19 protein-coding genes and 1 riboswitch are annotated in these 16,333 nt (G+C 40.3%); of the genes, 12 read left to right on the top strand and 7 right to left on the bottom strand.

Features of this window, described 5'->3' with window-relative positions:
* The first annotated feature begins 230 nt into the window (after positions 1-230).
* The 12 genes from ACLCDV_RS17435 to ACLCDV_RS17490 all read left to right on the top strand — a co-directional run bounded on the left by ACLCDV_RS17435 (position 231) and on the right by ACLCDV_RS17490 (position 10,957).
* Positions 231-860 (top strand): Crp/Fnr family transcriptional regulator, encoded by a 630-nt coding sequence (locus tag ACLCDV_RS17435; RefSeq protein WP_317665430.1) that lies wholly within the window; start codon positions 231-233, stop codon positions 858-860.
* 60 nt (positions 861-920) lie between these two features.
* The gene (locus ACLCDV_RS17440) at positions 921-1,766 is read left to right on the top strand and encodes an NAD(P)-dependent oxidoreductase (RefSeq protein ID WP_411971757.1); all 846 of its coding nucleotides are present in this window, start codon (positions 921-923) and stop codon (positions 1,764-1,766) included.
* Between the two features lie 117 nt (positions 1,767-1,883).
* Positions 1,884-2,630, top strand: a complete 747-nt coding sequence (locus tag ACLCDV_RS17445) for a dienelactone hydrolase family protein (protein WP_411971758.1) — start codon at positions 1,884-1,886, stop codon at positions 2,628-2,630.
* Between the two features lie 29 nt (positions 2,631-2,659).
* Positions 2,660-3,910 (top strand): hypothetical protein, encoded by a 1,251-nt coding sequence (locus ACLCDV_RS17450; RefSeq protein ID WP_411971759.1) that lies wholly within the window; start codon positions 2,660-2,662, stop codon positions 3,908-3,910.
* Positions 3,911-4,034: 124 nt separating this feature from the next.
* Positions 4,035-4,877, top strand: coding sequence for a VanW family protein (locus tag ACLCDV_RS17455; RefSeq protein WP_411971760.1), 843 nt, complete (start codon positions 4,035-4,037; stop codon positions 4,875-4,877).
* A gap of 63 nt (positions 4,878-4,940) precedes the next feature.
* Positions 4,941-5,033, top strand: a riboswitch (TPP riboswitch).
* Positions 5,034-5,115: 82 nt separating this feature from the next.
* Complete coding sequence (gene thiM / locus ACLCDV_RS17460; RefSeq protein WP_411971761.1) at positions 5,116-5,919, top strand: hydroxyethylthiazole kinase; 804 nt, start codon at positions 5,116-5,118, stop codon at positions 5,917-5,919.
* Complete coding sequence (gene thiE, locus ACLCDV_RS17465) at positions 5,909-6,541, top strand: thiamine phosphate synthase (RefSeq protein ID WP_411971762.1); 633 nt, start codon at positions 5,909-5,911, stop codon at positions 6,539-6,541. The genes thiM and thiE overlap by 11 nt, the downstream gene beginning before the upstream one ends.
* Entirely contained in the window at positions 6,538-7,377 is an 840-nt protein-coding gene (gene thiD, locus ACLCDV_RS17470; RefSeq protein WP_411971763.1) for a bifunctional hydroxymethylpyrimidine kinase/phosphomethylpyrimidine kinase, read from the top strand. Before thiE ends, thiD begins: the two co-directional genes overlap by 4 nt.
* The gene (tenA, locus tag ACLCDV_RS17475) at positions 7,364-8,020 is read left to right on the top strand and encodes a thiaminase II (protein WP_411971764.1); all 657 of its coding nucleotides are present in this window, start codon (positions 7,364-7,366) and stop codon (positions 8,018-8,020) included. The genes thiD and tenA overlap by 14 nt, the downstream gene beginning before the upstream one ends.
* 256 nt (positions 8,021-8,276) lie before the next feature.
* The gene (locus ACLCDV_RS17480) at positions 8,277-9,020 is read left to right on the top strand and encodes a GIN domain-containing protein (protein ID WP_317665415.1); all 744 of its coding nucleotides are present in this window, start codon (positions 8,277-8,279) and stop codon (positions 9,018-9,020) included.
* A 322-nt stretch (positions 9,021-9,342) separates the two neighbouring features.
* Entirely contained in the window at positions 9,343-9,918 is a 576-nt protein-coding gene (locus ACLCDV_RS17485) for a DUF1572 family protein (RefSeq protein ID WP_317665413.1), read from the top strand.
* 151 nt (positions 9,919-10,069) lie between these two features.
* Entirely contained in the window at positions 10,070-10,957 is an 888-nt protein-coding gene (locus ACLCDV_RS17490) for a helix-turn-helix domain-containing protein (protein WP_317665411.1), read from the top strand.
* Here ACLCDV_RS17490 and ACLCDV_RS17495 read toward each other — a convergent pair.
* The 7 genes from ACLCDV_RS17495 to ACLCDV_RS17525 form a co-directional block, all read right to left on the bottom strand.
* Positions 10,954-11,760, bottom strand: coding sequence for a hypothetical protein (locus tag ACLCDV_RS17495; RefSeq protein WP_411971765.1), 807 nt, complete (start codon positions 11,758-11,760; stop codon positions 10,954-10,956). The two genes, ACLCDV_RS17490 and ACLCDV_RS17495, sit on opposite strands and share 4 nt — an antisense overlap.
* A gap of 27 nt (positions 11,761-11,787) precedes the next feature.
* Complete coding sequence (locus tag ACLCDV_RS17500) at positions 11,788-12,678, bottom strand: urea transporter (RefSeq protein ID WP_317665407.1); 891 nt, start codon at positions 12,676-12,678, stop codon at positions 11,788-11,790.
* A gap of 114 nt (positions 12,679-12,792) precedes the next feature.
* Positions 12,793-13,584 (bottom strand): urease accessory protein UreD, encoded by a 792-nt coding sequence (locus tag ACLCDV_RS17505; protein ID WP_411971766.1) that lies wholly within the window; start codon positions 13,582-13,584, stop codon positions 12,793-12,795.
* 2 nt (positions 13,585-13,586) lie between these two features.
* Entirely contained in the window at positions 13,587-14,225 is a 639-nt protein-coding gene (gene ureG / locus ACLCDV_RS17510; protein ID WP_046675418.1) for an urease accessory protein UreG, read from the bottom strand.
* Positions 14,226-14,237: 12 nt separating this feature from the next.
* Positions 14,238-14,927 carry an urease accessory protein UreF gene (locus ACLCDV_RS17515; RefSeq protein ID WP_317665401.1) on the bottom strand — a complete coding sequence of 230 codons (690 nt, stop codon included), beginning with the start codon at positions 14,925-14,927 and terminating at the stop codon, positions 14,238-14,240.
* Between the two features lie 167 nt (positions 14,928-15,094).
* Complete coding sequence (locus ACLCDV_RS17520; protein ID WP_317665399.1) at positions 15,095-15,637, bottom strand: urease accessory protein UreE; 543 nt, start codon at positions 15,635-15,637, stop codon at positions 15,095-15,097.
* Between the two features lie 3 nt (positions 15,638-15,640).
* Positions 15,641-16,228, bottom strand: a complete 588-nt coding sequence (locus ACLCDV_RS17525) for a hypothetical protein (protein ID WP_317665397.1) — start codon at positions 16,226-16,228, stop codon at positions 15,641-15,643.
* Positions 16,229-16,333: the final 105 nt, after the last annotated feature.

The following is a 16,333-nucleotide window of genomic DNA, read 5'->3' on the forward strand; positions in this document are numbered from 1 at the left end:
TATTCATGGAAAAACATCAAAAATAATCAGAATAATATTTTGTCTGTTTTGAATAAATCGAAATTTATCTATTTTACGATTTTTATGAATTGCATACAAGATTTTACGGCTTATTCTCATGAAGTGCTAAAAATTGTTTCTTTAAATCCGTCGTTTCCACCTACCTCCTTTTCTTCCCACAACAGCTGAAATAGGTCTATAAATAATTAACTTTAACTAATTTAAAAAATATGTTATCCATAGAACAAGCTTACACCGGCATTCTTGAACCAGAGTTAATCGCTGAAATAGCGGAAAACGCGCATATAAAAACGTTCCGTGAAGGCGATCTCATCATTGATACCAATCAATATATCAAGGCGATGCCTCTCCTCTTGGATGGAGCAATAAAAATTGTCCGCGAGGATGAAGATCAAGGCGAATTATTGCTCTACTACCTAGAAAAAGGTCAAACCTGTACAATGTCGATAGCCTGTTGTCTCGGGAATAAAAAAAGTGAAATTCGTGCGCTCGCAGAAAAAACAACGACTGTAGCCATGATTCCAAATGAGCTTGTCAACCTTTGGATGGGAAAATACCCTTCCTGGCGAAATTTCATCATATCAAGCTATTCAAGCCGCATGGACGAAATGTTACAGGCTGTTGATAGTCTAGCGTTTTCCAATATGGAAGAACGCATCATCAACTATTTGAAAGCCAAAGTGAAGCTGAATGACGACCGGATACTCACCCTTACGCATCAGGATATTGCTTCCGATTTAAATACATCCCGAGTCGTTGTCTCCCGAATTTTAAAAAAACTCGAACAGGAAGATAAAATAGTGCTGCTACGTAACGAAATTAGGGTATTGGTGGAATGAGCAAAACATTTGTATCTTTAGCTATACGTAAATTTCAAGAGCAATTAATGTAATTTTTAGATGAAGATAGAAAAATTAGGATTTATAGGATTAGGAAACATGGGCTATCCCATGGCTAAAAATCTAGAAAAAGCAGGATTCCCCCTTTCTGTTTACAATAGAAACAAGGCTAAAGCAGCAGGCTTTGAAGAGCAATCAATTATCAGCGAAGATATAGGTGAATTAGTCGATCATAGCGACATTATCTTCTCCATGCTCACAAATGATGAAGCAGTCAGCGAAGTATATGAAAAAATTCTCCAAAGGGAGATCAAGGGCAAATTATTTGTCGATATGAGTACAATATCGCGTGAACGCTGTATTTCAATAGCCACTAAGCTAAAAGAAAAAGGCGCTTCTTTTATCGATGCTCCCGTTGCCGGCAGTACCAAACCAGCGACTGAGGGTACGCTTATTATTATGGTGGGTGGTGCTCCCGAAGACGTTCATCGTGCCCAACCATACCTCGAGCAGATGGGCAAATCAATTAAACATCTCGGCGAAAATGGACAGGGAATTGCCGCTAAACTTGCGATCAACTATTTTCTTTCGACCATCTACCAAGGTCTTGCAGAAACGATCTTATTTTCAGATAAACTGGGAATTCAACGAAGCGATATGCTCGAAATCATCAACGATAGTGCCAGCGGCAGTGGGGCCACAAAAGTGAAAACACCATTATTGGTGGAAGAAAATTACAGTCCTGCATTCGCGCTAGATCTTATGCTGAAAGATATTCGACTGGCTCAACAAGCCGGTGCGGACTATCCCCTCCTCCAGACCTTACTCGAAACCTACGGGAAAGCACACGACCAAGGTCTCGGACAGCTCGATGTTATCGGTATCATTGAATCCATTAAGTCGTAGCTTCAGGTTGGCGACAGAGAAAAAATGTACATTGAACATTAAATTTAGGTGAGATGGACTCCAAATTAGGTTCATTTCTGATCACACAAAATAATAAGCGGAACAAATTATTTACAGATGAAAACAGTTATGACACTATTGATGCTTACTATGGTCACCATGACTACGCAGGCCCAACAATTAAAACAGGTTTCTTACCAGGATGGTGAACAGAAACTCAACGGCATGGTAACCGCCAATACGGCAAAAAAAGGCCCAGCTGTTTTAATTCTTCCAGCATGGAAAGGAATTGACAACGAAGCGAAACAAGCCGCATTACAACTTGAAAAAGAAGGGTACATCGCTTTCATTGCCGACATCTACGGTGAAGGGAATATCCCCTCCGACAACACCGCAGCTTCGAAAATTGCCGGCCACTACAAAACAGACTACAAGGCTTATCAGCATCGCATCGCACTAGCCTTGGAACAACTGAAAAAAGAGGGTGCGGACCCAAAGAAAATTGCTATCATCGGCTATTGTTTTGGAGGTTCGGGTGCTTTAGAAGCAGCGCGAGCCGACCTACCCGTTAATGCTGTGGTTAGTATCCATGGCGGCCTATCCAAAGCTGCCGATAGACCCAATACTGCGATCAAAACAAAAGTACTCATTGAGCACCCAGCAGCCGATAAAAGTGTATCAAAAGAAGATTACGATGGATTGGTCAAGGAATTAAATGAAGGAAAAGCAGACTGGCAAATAATTACCTACGCAAATTCTGGACATACGTTTACGAATCCCGAGTCAGCCGAATATAACCCCGTAATGGCTAAACGTGCCTGGGAGCACACCTTATTATTTTTGAAAGAAGTATTAAATAAATAGCAAAATCAACAACAGCAATATCGACCCAAATGAATTATAACGCGAAACTGCACATTTATCCGATTATCATTCAGTTGTTGATATTGCTGTTATATAGTCCCAGCGCAGCATCGCAAACAGTAAAATCGCTAACCATAGCTAGCCCAACGCATGCAGTTCTTTTTGTAACCAATGAGTCCGATAAATCAACTGATTTTATCATGCGTCTACACGAAAAAAATGCTGCTGAAATTTTCAAACTAGTGCCTTTTAGCACAACAAAGTTATTGGTCACAAAAACCGATGCAAAAAAACTTACATTCATCGTTAAACATCACCAATGGACTATCGACGTATCGTCATTGAAGCAACGTCATGCCATGATCTTGTTTGATGGATTAGCAAAACCCAAGATCATATACGATAGCAATACCTATCTGGCAGCAGCCAAACCGATAGTAAACACCAGCACACAAATTGCATCAACGAAAGCTTCGGCACAATATAATGCCTCACATTTCTTTGATTCAATCGCACAAGTTCAATTTATTCCATCCGGGCAATATGCAGCGGCTATTATCGCAAATCCCGCTCTTCCTCTTTATTACAGTCAGCGTAAGAAGATATGTGACGGTACTTATGTAATGCAGCAGTTTTCGGACGAAAATGAGGTGCAATCCGGTGCAATGATGACGACTGTATATGAAGAAGGCAAAGAGATCACATCGAACAATCTTTCCGGGGGAAATAATTATTACAACAAAAGGTTCTATAATCAAGTAGAGCTTATCGACTCCATACAGTACCTTCAAAACAGTAAATGGAGCAGCAGTACAATTTACAGGTATCTCCCAAATGCCATTATTTCCTACGATCCTACATTTGAATCGGCGATGATTTATCACTTGAACAGTAAACTCCAGGTTATAAAAAGTGAATCCATTCATTTTGTCTATCAACGGAAAGACTGGACCATTTACAGTTATGATCAAAAGAATCGAATTACTGAAGAGATTTCGGCCCGAAATGATCGAAGAGAAAGTCGCGTCCGCTATCAGTATGATAGTCCGGAAACAAGTGACTATTCGCTACGTCAGACCTTCGATCAATCAGACCGCCTGACAGCTGAAATCAAGCGATCCTACCGAGCCAACGAAACGATTGATGAGTTTTATTATGAGGGTGTATTACAACAAAAATCAATTGTAAAAGACCGCGGAAACTGTACCTACGAAAACTTGATATATAACAAGGAGGGACAGTTAACGGCAAAGTACATACAAGTAAGGAAAACCAACTAAACAAACTGAAAAACTGCGCTAAACTCCGGAAATAAGATTCTTGACTTTGATAAAAAATATGCGACAAAATACGGCAAAAAACACATTTCTGCACTAATTTTGATAGCGATACAAAAACGTCAAATTGAGAAAAAGAAAACTGATCAGTCAACGCCATCCCATACTCTACTTTTTTGCGGTATGGGTAAGAAGAGTACAAAGAAAAGTCATCTGGCTAATTGACAACAAAAAATACAGCACAGCTAAATCAGCTGAAAAACTTCCCTTTCGAATTAAAAAGCATCAGTCTGTTTTATTAAAAAAACTGGGCGAAAATAATATGCAATTGCAGATTAACAAAGTTACCAACCTGAAAATAGCAGCAACACAGATTAATGGCATGCTGATCAGACCGAAGGAAACCTTTTCATTTTGTAAACTCGTTGGACTACCCACTGTAAAAAAAGGATATCTGCCCGGCATGGAGTTATCCTTTGGTGAAGCAAGAGCGGGTATTGGCGGTGGAATCTGTCAAATATCCAACCTCATCCATTGGCTTGTTATCCATAGTCCACTCACCGTCAACGAACGTTATCACCACTCTTTTGATCCATTTCCGGACGATGGTCGTGTGTTGCCATTCGGTAGTGGAGCTACCATCTTTTATAATTATCGCGATTATCAATTCACCAACAACACGCCTTACACCTTTCAAATAAACCTCTGGTTTACAGACAAATGTTTAGAGGGCGAATTAAGAATTGATCAAGAACTTGACTTTGCCTATCATGTCTTTGAAAAAGAACATCAATTTCTTAAAATTGACAATCAGTTCTTTCGTAAAAATGAGATTTGGCGCGAGAAGTTTTTAAAATTTCAGGGTGGAAAGATTTTGGAAACCGAACTTTTGACCAAAAATTTTGCCCGGGTTACCTATACCCCTGTTGAATATATTGAAATTAGTGCCGATCAAAATACGGTCGATTAATTCAACAAGCTAAGTGATCGAAAAATGACGGATATGAAAAGTCCACTTTTTTGTTTAAGTTTGGTCTGGCTTTGGGGGTATTCTGTATAGAATTGAGATAGTCCCTTTGAACCTGATTCGGTTTATACCGGCGTAGGGAAAAGCAAAAATCCACTGTACAGCATACTCCTTTACTGCACAGGCTATCGCTCTTCTTCCCGCCAAGGCCATACAGTACATCTTAGCATATGTAAAAGGAATGGAAGATTCAATTATCAATTTATTAGAGCAGCTGAGGGTCGAAAAACCCCTCGTACACAACATCACAAACCTAGTCGTGATGAACAATACTGCCAACGCACTTTTAGCCCTAGGAGCGTCCCCTGTGATGGTACACAGTCCATTAGAAGTACGCGAGGTTGTCGATATTGCACAAGCTCTTGTCATTAATATCGGCACCTTGAGTGAAGCTACTGCCGAAGCTATGCTGGTTGCTACCGAACATGCCAATACCATTGGACGGCCATGGGTACTTGATCCTGTTGGTGCGGGGATATCAGCATTCCGCAATGATTTATTATCCAATCTACTGGATCTCAAACCAACGGTTATTCGTGGAAATGCATCAGAAATCATGACGCTGTACAATTTCAACCAACCGAACACAAAAGGAGTCGACAGCACGACAGCGAGTAAAGATGCCCTCCGATTTGGCCAATTATTGCAAGAGCAAACCGGCTCCATTATCTGTATTTCTGGAGAAGTAGACTATATCCTTTCGGAAGAATACCGGGCTGAAGTCTATAATGGTCACCCTTTAATGACGCAAGTTACCGGACTTGGCTGTAGCGCTACTGCACTCATCGGGGCATTTTTAGGTGTTACAGACCACTATTTTGAAGCAGCAGTTGCCGGTGTATCCATTTTGAGCTTAGCGGGAGAACGCGCTGCCCAAACCGCAGCTGGCCCAGGTAGCCTGCAGTTAAATCTCTATGATGAACTCTATCAGCTCAATGCAGAACGTCTAAAATCAACGCTCAAGATCAAACGCTATGCGCATTAATCCGCTGTTTCCCTACCCTTTATATTTAGTTATTTCTGAGCGCGACTGTTATCCTCAAAATTGGCTAAATGTCGCTGAAGAGGCCATTATTGGTGGCGTCGATCTTATACAATTGCGCGAAAAAGCTGACGATCTGGCCACATTTTTGGATAAAGCCATCCGTTTGAAAAAACTGACCGATCATTACGGTATTCCGCTCGTGATCAATGATGCCGTAGCAATCGCGGACCAGATCGGGGCATGGGGAATACATGTGGGGCAAAATGATGTGCAGCCGCTCGCTATTCGCGAAAAATATGGTGATAAATTAACCATAGGCTGGTCCATAGAAGCTGTTCAACAGCTAGAAAGTCAACAAATGTGCGCTGTCGACCACCTTGGTGTAAGCCCCATTTTTTCAACGAGAACAAAAGTGGATACGATAACCGAATGGGGAATTTCGGGTTTAAAGCAACTTAGGACTAGGACGGAAAAACCATTGATTGCAATCGGCAGCATGAATTTGCAAACCGCTGAACAGGCTTGGAAAGCAGGTGCAGACTCCATTGCAGTCGTTTCGGCCATCTGCCGAAGCCAAGACCCCAGACAGGCCAGTGCACAACTAAAAGAACTATTAAAATGACAAAAGATAAAAAATACCGCGTCCCTACCGTACTCAGCATTGCGGGGTTCGATGGTAGTGGTGGAGCAGGCATACAGGCAGACACCAAAACGATATCTGCATTAGGTTGTTATGCCATGAATGTATTAACCGCCCTGCCAGTACAGAATACACAAGGTGTAAGAAATATTTATGAAATCCCTACTGCAGCCGTCAAGGATCAATTGGATGCGATTTTTGATGATATCTATCCCGGCGCAATCAAAATAGGGATGGTACACAATATTGAACTTGTGAAGCTTATTAGCAGCTATTTAAAAGAATATAAAGGGCCTATCGTCTTTGATCCAGTCATGGTGTCAACGAGTGGACACAAGCTCATTCATGATGATACAATTCAGGCCTGCATAGAACTTCTTTTTCCTTTAGCAACGCTGATTACACCAAATTTAGATGAGGTAGGTGTCCTGGTGGACGACGTTATAGACAATGTCCTGAAGATGGAAAAAGCGGGAAATACCTTACTGGCAAAAGGCTGTCAATCCGTTTTGATTAAAGGTGGACATCTCCGTAGTCAAGAGCTAACATCGCTATTATTCCAGCAAAAGAGCGCTCCGATTGAATTCAAATCACAAAAAATTAACAGCAAAAATACACATGGTTCCGGTTGTTCGCTTTCCTCAGCAATTGCAAGCCAATTAGCACAGGGTATTAGCCTCGATAAAGCCGTAGATTTCGCATTGGCCTATATACACGCAGCAATAGCCGGTAGTAAAGATCTTCTTATTGGCAAAGGAAATGGGCCATTAAATCACTTCCATAACCCACTTAAACTTATTCAATATGAACTGGACTGATCAAGCCTGGGATTCTATAACAACTATTTATTCAGATATACTTGCCATGCCGTTTATCGTTCAGCTTAGTGATGGTAGTCTTCCCCTGGATAAATTTCAATTTTACATGCAGCAGGATGCTTTCTATTTAGAAGAATTTGGCCGTGTGCTCGCCTATATAGGTGCAAAAAGTGCGGATAACCAACAAGCATTGGACTATTTCGAATTTGGTCGCAATGCGCTTCTTGTTGAACGGGCACTACACGAAAATTACTTTCGGGAATTTGGTTTAAGTGCTGCCGACGAGAGCAACAAGATCGAACCAACCTGCCATCATTATGTCCATTTTCTTAAAAGCGTAGCCGCTTTCGAGAGCGTCGAGGTCGCTATGGCGGCAACACTCCCCTGTTTTTGGATTTATAAGGAGGTCGGAGATCACATTGTATCGACAGCAAATACACAGGGAAATCCCTATTCCAAATGGATAGAAACCTATAGCGGTGATGATTTTGCACAGGGAGTGATCAAGGCGAAAAACTACGTTGACAAAATTGCTGCAGAAACTACTGCAACAAAACGGGAGAAGATGCGACAAGTATTTGTAACAGCTTCCCAATTAGAGTATCAATTCTGGTTAGCGGCCTATACACGAAGGGTATGGTAAAAAGAGTATTGCAAATAGTCAACTGTCCGATACCGAACAGTTGATGTTCAAAAATGAGCATAAACTAAAACATCACTCATAAAACAAGGTGTTATTAATCAACACCTTAAGCCAATTTAAAGTTTTGGCATCACTATTATACTATAGGTAGCAGTTAACAATCGGGTATAGGTACATGCACATTAGAAATGATAAAAAAAGGGAAATTAAAATGAAACTTTCAGTAGTAATATATTAAACTAATAACAGAAAAATAATGAAAAGAATCTTAACCATTGCCTTTATTTCATTTTTATATGTAGCTCAGGCACAAGAACGCGAAACACGCAAAATCACTGCTCCAGATGGCATTTCATCGGCAACTTCATTACGTGTAGATTATATTCATTCTAATCGCAACGAGGTTGTTGTTGAGGCTGATAATCCCGAGCATTTATCCCTTATCGAAACGACTGTTAAAAACGGTACACTCTATGTGCAGTATAAGAGAAATTCACAAATTAGAAATGCGAGAAACAATCGCGTAACTGTTTACTCAAGCAAAATACCGACACGTTTTTCGGCATCATCCAGCAGTTCAATCTATACAGATGAAACGATTAAGGCAAACAAAATTTCTGTAGACGTATCCTCTTCCGCAAAAATATCGCTAAAAAAATTAATTGCGGATGATATAAACCTTTCAACAAGCTCTTCAAGTAGGTTAACGACAGAAGTCAGCAGTAAAAACTTGCAAGTAGCAGCAAGCAGTTCGTCTAAGCAGGAAATTGCGGGTAGCGCTTCAAATTTAAATTTGAACACCAATTCATCGGCATCGGTTGATATGAGCCGTTTCTCCACGACAAATGCCCAAGTACAAGCAAATTCATCTGCCAATGTGACGCTCAGCGTGAAAGAAAACTTACAGGGAAATGTTTCTACATCTGCAAGAATTGCATTAAAAAATCAACCAAAAAATGTCCAGGTTGACAAATCAACTAGCGGCAGAGTAGTGCTCTAATTTTTAGTGTGGTCTTTAAAAAAGACTGTTTATTTATGTTTAATGTTTAGTTAGCTTAAAGGTGATACAACCCCAGTATCACCTTTGCTTTTGTCTACCTTTTGCTCGCATCCCCCATTCCTTCTCCTTCTCCTTCTCCTTCTCCTTCTCCTTCTCCTTCACCTTCTATATTTACACACTAATCACCTAAAAAAGCAGTATCAGGAAATTAGTGAGATCGAAAGCAATACCAGATTTCTGTTCAAAAAAAACTATTTTAGGTCTCGGTTTCACGACATTTTTGTATATTAAGATGCAATATAAATGACAAACTTTCGGCGTAATGGATAATTTTTTAGCGGCTTGTATAAAGCAATTTCAATATTACAAATCATTGGGTGATAAAACATTTACACAACTAAGCACTGAACAACTCTTTTGGCACCCCAATGAATCGAGCAATAGCATTGCATTAATTGTAAAACATTTAAGTGGAAATATGCTTTCCCGCTGGACCGATTTTCTCAGCACAGATGGCGAAAAAGAAAATAGGAACCGGGATCAGGAATTTGAGAACAGCTGGACAGATCGCGATGAGCTTATTACCTATTGGAATGCTGGATGGGCTTGTCTATTTCGAGCAATTGAATCGCTCGGAGAAGAAGATCTCGCTAAAATCATCTATATCCGTAATCAAGGACATACCGTCATGGAAGCGATCTTGCGGCAACTCGCACATTATCCTTACCACATCGGGCAGATTCTCTATATCGGAAAAATATGTTTGGATGATAAATGGTCCTCCCTATCGATACCTAAAGGTCATTCAGCTTCCTATAACAGCGAGAAATTTAGCCATGAAAAACAGCAACAACATTTCACCTCCGAGTTTCTAAAAGGGAACCAGGAGAATATGTAGTAAATAAGCTTTTACACTCCATTAGCACAGTAATTACTTGAATGAAAGCATTGGATTTCACCCTATTTTTAGCAAACTTTTGAGTATATTTGTCCTACATGCAACTATCCATTTTATTTGATTTCATGCGTAAATAAGTTGTTTTAAGACTATGAAAAATTCGATTAAGATCATCAACAATTACGAGTATAAAAAGTTATTTCTACCTGATGTTTCTGAGCATAATTTATTCAATGAGAATAAAATTCAAGTCTATCGAATTGAAAATTACTTACGCAGTATCCTGATGCCTGTCATCCCCTATCGTACAACGTTTAATTTTCTCATTTTTGTAACGAAAGGATCCTTAACCCAGCATCTCGAAAGCGCGTCTTATACCCTTACCGAAAATCAGGTCATCAACATCAAACAAGGTAATATCACGGCCACGCTGGCAATCTCTGATGATGTCGAAGGTTTTTTTGTGGTCTATGAAAATGAAATTGTAACGGATATCGAACTCGGTATAAACGATATCAAATTTTTCAATTCCCATCCTTTTACCACACTTAAAGCCCATGTAGCGCATTGGATCCAGCAAATGCTTATATTATTGGAAGAGGAGCTTTTTACAGAAGGCCGTGTCATGGAAGTTTGCATTTCAATGATGCAATGTATCCTATTGAAAGTGATAAAATCAGATATCGAGACAAAGGCTCCGATGAGCAGGCAATTGGATATCGCTTTTCGTTTTCGCGAATATGTACAAAAATTCCACATTGATCATAAAAACGTATTATTCTATGCTAACTTACTGCATATTTCAGAAAATTACCTCAATAAATGTGTGAAAGAAGCGACCAATAAACCACCGAAACAATGGATCAGCGAAATCAGTATCTTACATAGCCAGATTCTGCTGCAGGATGCTACGAGAGATATCGCAGGTATAGCCTTTGAGCTGAAATTTCAATCCCCCTCTTATTTTACTCGGCTATTTAAAAAAATCACTGGATATTCACCCAGTGACTATCGAAAACATAAGTTTATGGCCGGCTAATGCTTTTTACGATAAGGCAGATTCCAGATTAAATCTACGGCTAAATAATGAACGCCAAAATCTACTTTGTCATAGCCTTTAATTAAGTCGTTCATATACCCCAGATCCAATCGCAAAGGTGTCTTAGGAATATCTGTCATGTAATAGAAGCCCAGACGGGTCTCTTTATAGCCAAAGCTGGACCAGGCACTAACAGGTTCGTAGAGCTTACTGATTGCAAAAAGCCCTTCTGCACTCAAAGCCAGTTCTTGCTTATTCTTAGCTGAAATTTTAAAATTTAGCTGCGACTTCAAGCGGGTCCTAAATTGAAAATTCTCTTCTGTTTTCTGAAAATCAGCTGTAAAGAACTTTCGAAACTCTTGCCTCAAGGTATTTTTCCATTTCAAACGATCATTCAGGGTAAATGTATACGCATATCGTCCATACAACCTAAATTCTTGCTCGACACCTTCATTATGGTAGGGTGCGGCCTCATCATAAATGTTTTGGCGACGATAGCTCAATGCATAGCTATATTGTTGATTTTTGGCAAATTTATGATAGACCTCATGGTTTAACACCCAAATGGCCTGCTTATGAAATGGATTTGAATCGTCGGGTGTACTTTTGGTACCCAGACCGATGTAGGTTAGTGCCTCTTTGGTTCCTGCACTATCCAGTTTACGGCGTAAGCCCAGAACGGACCAAGATGCGGTCCTTGCTTTTCCCAATCCCGGCGGACTAACTTGCCCGTAAACTGTATTTACATGAATTCCCAATAAGAGCATTATTGGGAATAGTTTTATTAAACGAAATTTAAACATACATAAAATTTTAGTTTACAAAAAGGACTAAGAAGTCCCTTCGGCTGATGAAAATTTATTCACCAACCACTTATCAATAAGTTTGACCGGTTGCATCGCCCACATTGCAACCACAAAAGGGAAAGTCAATGTCGTCCACCCGTTGTGAATCAAAAAGTGATCAAAATAGGTGGCGATAATTACAGCAATTAATACATATACGCCATCACGGACACGTGGACCGCTCAAGGCAATGCCAACCAACACGGCATTGAAACTAAAGATGCCATTATTGGTCATATCTGCAGATTCATGGCCATGGTGCGAAATGTAAACACTAATGATAACAGCAGCGAAACCGTAAAGTGCTCCCATGGGATTGCTCAGGAAAACCCCAATGAAAAAGATCAATCCAGCAATTAAACTACCCTGAAAAATAACCTGACCAAAGGCATGGCCTTCAATCAAGAAATCATCCATTTCCTGAATATCCACAAAGTGTTCGGGTACCGTACGTAAGGCCAATTCTGGAATACTCAACACATACAATGCGATCCAGGTAATTAAGATAAAAGGAAATGTAAATACGGGCAGGTTTTTCTTTAATGCAAAGCCCATCAAGATCGTTGTTAATGCAGACCCCAGGATCAAAGCTCCCCATACCCAAACATTGGTTTGGAAATAGAACACCAAAGCAATACCGTAAAGTGTAGCATTAAATCCGAAGAGTCCATCATTGATATGATCCTCATCAAATTTCATCAACTTGGCAGTCAAAACGCCAACTAAATTAGCAAGTATCCCTGCAAACCCCATCAGGGCCGAATCATAAATAATGGCACCGATAAATAAAATACCCGTCCAAATGTTACCCTGTAACATAATTTGCCCAAATCCTTTAAAAAATGCTTTCATAAAAGCTAGGATGTTATTTTTCATTGGAATATAATTAATTGTTTATCATTTGTTCACAAAAGCTCTTAAAGCTTTCCCTAATAACCACGGTAATTTCATCGCCGCGGTTACATCTAACCCATGAGCGAGTTTGTCCCATCAATTCAAAAACAGAACATCCCACATCGCTTGCTGCATTTCTTTAAAAAGAAGATAAAGCTGTTCGGCGCCATGTCCCAACACACGAACCATAAAACCGTCATGCTCCAATTCACTAATACCAAATGCGACGTTTTTGGTTTCACCATATTTTTCATGGAAAGCCTCGATCCATTCGCCAGGATTCACACCGGCACTATTAAGGTAGATCAAAGTTCCCTGGTGCGTGTACCCCTCCAAAATACCTAATCCCTGAATTGGCATCCGATCTGGCTGCAGCAACACATTGTCTTTCACAACAAGTCTCCCGTTCACATAACACTCTGTTAGATTCTGAAAATGATTGTACATAAACTCTTCACCAGACATCTTCCGACCACAAGTCACGATTTCACTCAGCAATAAGTGACAATTTGAGGCAAGATGTACAATGTTATGGCTCAAAAAATGCGACGAATGTTGTGGTACTACAGGATGGGGGACATAAGAAAAAACAGCATTTTCACCAATATTCACTTCCATCGTTTGGGACGAATGACCTTTCATGTGAAACAAACGCTGGTAAGCTTGCGTTTGTAACTGCAATTTAGCCCCCGGAGCAATATCAACTTGAATACGATGGTCATCTCCATCCAACAGACCAGGTGATGAACTCATGATCATTAAATATGCAGCATTGTCTTTTTGATACTGTCCAACAGGAACAATACGAAACGGTTGTGTCGCGTATGCATCTTTCATAAAGGATTTCCCCTCACGATGTGCTATTTTGATAGCTAAAGAACAAATCATAATTAACGTAGTAAATTAGGCTCCTCAATATCCTGAAGGAGTGCGTATTTTTTAATCCAGCCTACAATCTCTTCCAAACCATCGCCGGTTTTTAGGTTGGAGAACAAGAATGGAGAGCCTTTACGCATTTTACGTGCATCATGCTCCATTACTTCTAAGCTTGCGCCTACATAGGGTGCCAAATCTTTCTTATTGATCAATAAAAGATCAGATCTTGTAATTGCTGGACCACCTTTACGTGGCATTTTTTCACCTTCGGCAACATCGATTACGAAAATGGTAATATCGGCGAGATCCGGGCTATAGGTAGAAGTTAGGTTATCACCACCACTTTCGATCAATATCAATTCCAAATCCGGAAAGCGGCTTGCCAGTTCATCCACAGCTTCCAGATTCATACTTGCATCTTCACGTATTGCTGTATGCGGGCAACCGCCGGTTTCTACACCGATAATCCGTTCACGGGGCAGTAAACTATTTTTGGCCATATACTCCGCATCTTCCTTTGTATAGATATCATTCGTAATTACTGCAAGATCAATTTCATTCATCAAACGTCGGCTCAATCTTTCCAATAATGCTGTTTTACCTGACCCTACTGGGCCACCAACCCCTATTTTAACATATTTTCTATTTTCCATGGTAATTGTTTTTTAAGAAATATAAACTCTAGAATATAATCGTTCGTGTTGCATGCAACGGATGTCAAATCCAATGTTGCATAAGCCCACTAAATTCCGTTCAACTGTTAAGGTCTCTTTGCAGAGATCAAGTATATCATCATGTAAACCAAAAAGTATATCTTGGCCATCCAATTGCCCTAATGGCACCAGTTTAACGGCATTGGTCACCATCGTAATAGCGGCATTATAATAAAAGCCGTGTAACGCTTCTTCCAAAGGAATTTCTAAAAGTGACGCCAACATGCCATACATCAAACAGTAATGACTATCGACTTCCTTCTTTTGGATTAATTCACCCCAGGACAGCACAAAATCCTGTTGCTGATACCGACTGAATATTTTATAAATACGGACGCCCAGTTTTTTACTGGCATCGCGAATTTCTCTTGGACTTTTTAATGCTGTACATTCTTGATCTAGGGCGATCAATGCATCCATGTCCTGCGAAGAAGTTGCTTCATAGGCCAATTTCATCAAAGCAGCATCATTGTACTTCAGATTATACCAGAGGTTATGGCGCACATAATTGTCCGCCGTGGCCTTATCACAGACCAGGCCCTGTTGCACATAGGTTTCCAGTCCATTGGAATGGGTAAACCCACCAATGGGTAATGTAGGATCTGCTAGATGAAGTAACTTGCCTAGAAATGTATTTTTCATTGACATTATTTTTTATTGTAAGTATAAATCTTTAAGGACCAATCAGCCCCTTGCGTAATCTTCTCTATCATTGGGCATTCAAGCTGACCAGGTTTTTCCTTTGATCCCTATTATTTCCATTCAGGCATCAATGAGCTCGCTACGCTCGGTTATTGGACAGAGGATCTTCAATCTCCGTTCATAGCTGCTCGCTCTTGCGAATTCATGACGGCTTTATCGCTGATTAAGAGCGGTATATTCTTCGTCGAAAACTTCATCTTCTGATGATGTTTTGGGTCGACATTTGCATTGAGCTGACGTAAAAGTTGGCGCTCGCAACGTTGCGGGTCAAACCCCTGTTTCGCTAACCACTCGTACATTGACCTTTCATAAGGCATAAGCAATTCATTTGCCTCCACAAATAGAGGCAAATGTTTGTTTCCAATTTCACTGGCTACAAAAGCAGTTCGCAGGAAATCAATTGCCATGATACGGATGACTTCACAAGGTTTGATCGTTACCACAACTATTTTTTCTTCATCTTCGTACAAGATATCACCATCCTGCAAACTGGAGGTATTACCCAACAATTTAACGGCAATATCCATTCCCTCCGCTGTACGTAAACGTTGAATCCGCTTGGTCGACTCATACCATTCAATGGCGAGCGAATCAAGACGCTTATTGATCTGCTCCCCCTGAATATTCCTTGTGATTTCCGTGATTATCATTTTTTAATTTTTAATAAATAGATTTTTAGATAAGCCTAACCCTACTGTAGATCCATTGATTCCAGTAATAACTTCATGATCATTGGGAATAGCAGCATCTTTACTATTTTTCTTTTTATAAGACAATTCTGCCACTTTAGCTTTTAATGCCCAACCTTTTCCCAAGGCGATACCCACAAGCGGGTACACTCTGAATAGATAGCCATTGTATTTACCATCGACCATAGTACCACCGGTCGCGACATGTTGATCACCCCACAAATAATGCACATCAACCTGGCCAATTAGCATGAAATGCTCACTTAGGGGCCAGGTATTACTATAGAAAGGTCCTATTTCATGCGAATGATCCGTGAAATCCAGTGCTTTATCCTTAGCAGAATTGAATCCATAGTTTAGCCCCGCATTCATGTTGTCGGTGAAAAAATAGGCGGCACCCACCGGAGCGGCACTAAATTGATGCCCAGCTGTTGTTTCGTGGTAATTCAGTGAGCCATAAACCATGATCCCCCCCTTTTGCGCATAGGCCGATTGTATCGTAAAGCACGCTATTGCTATACAACAGCCTAAAAATGTCTTCAAATTTTTCATTAGCGTAAATCGTATTTTAGCAGTAATGAAGCATCATGAGCGGTCATTATTCCCTCTCTTTATGCGCTTTCGATAAGCCCATGATGATTTCATCAACATATTGTT

This window comes from Sphingobacterium sp. Lzh-3 (genome assembly GCF_046764375.1).
Taxonomy (GTDB): Bacteria; Bacteroidota; Bacteroidia; order Sphingobacteriales; family Sphingobacteriaceae; genus Sphingobacterium.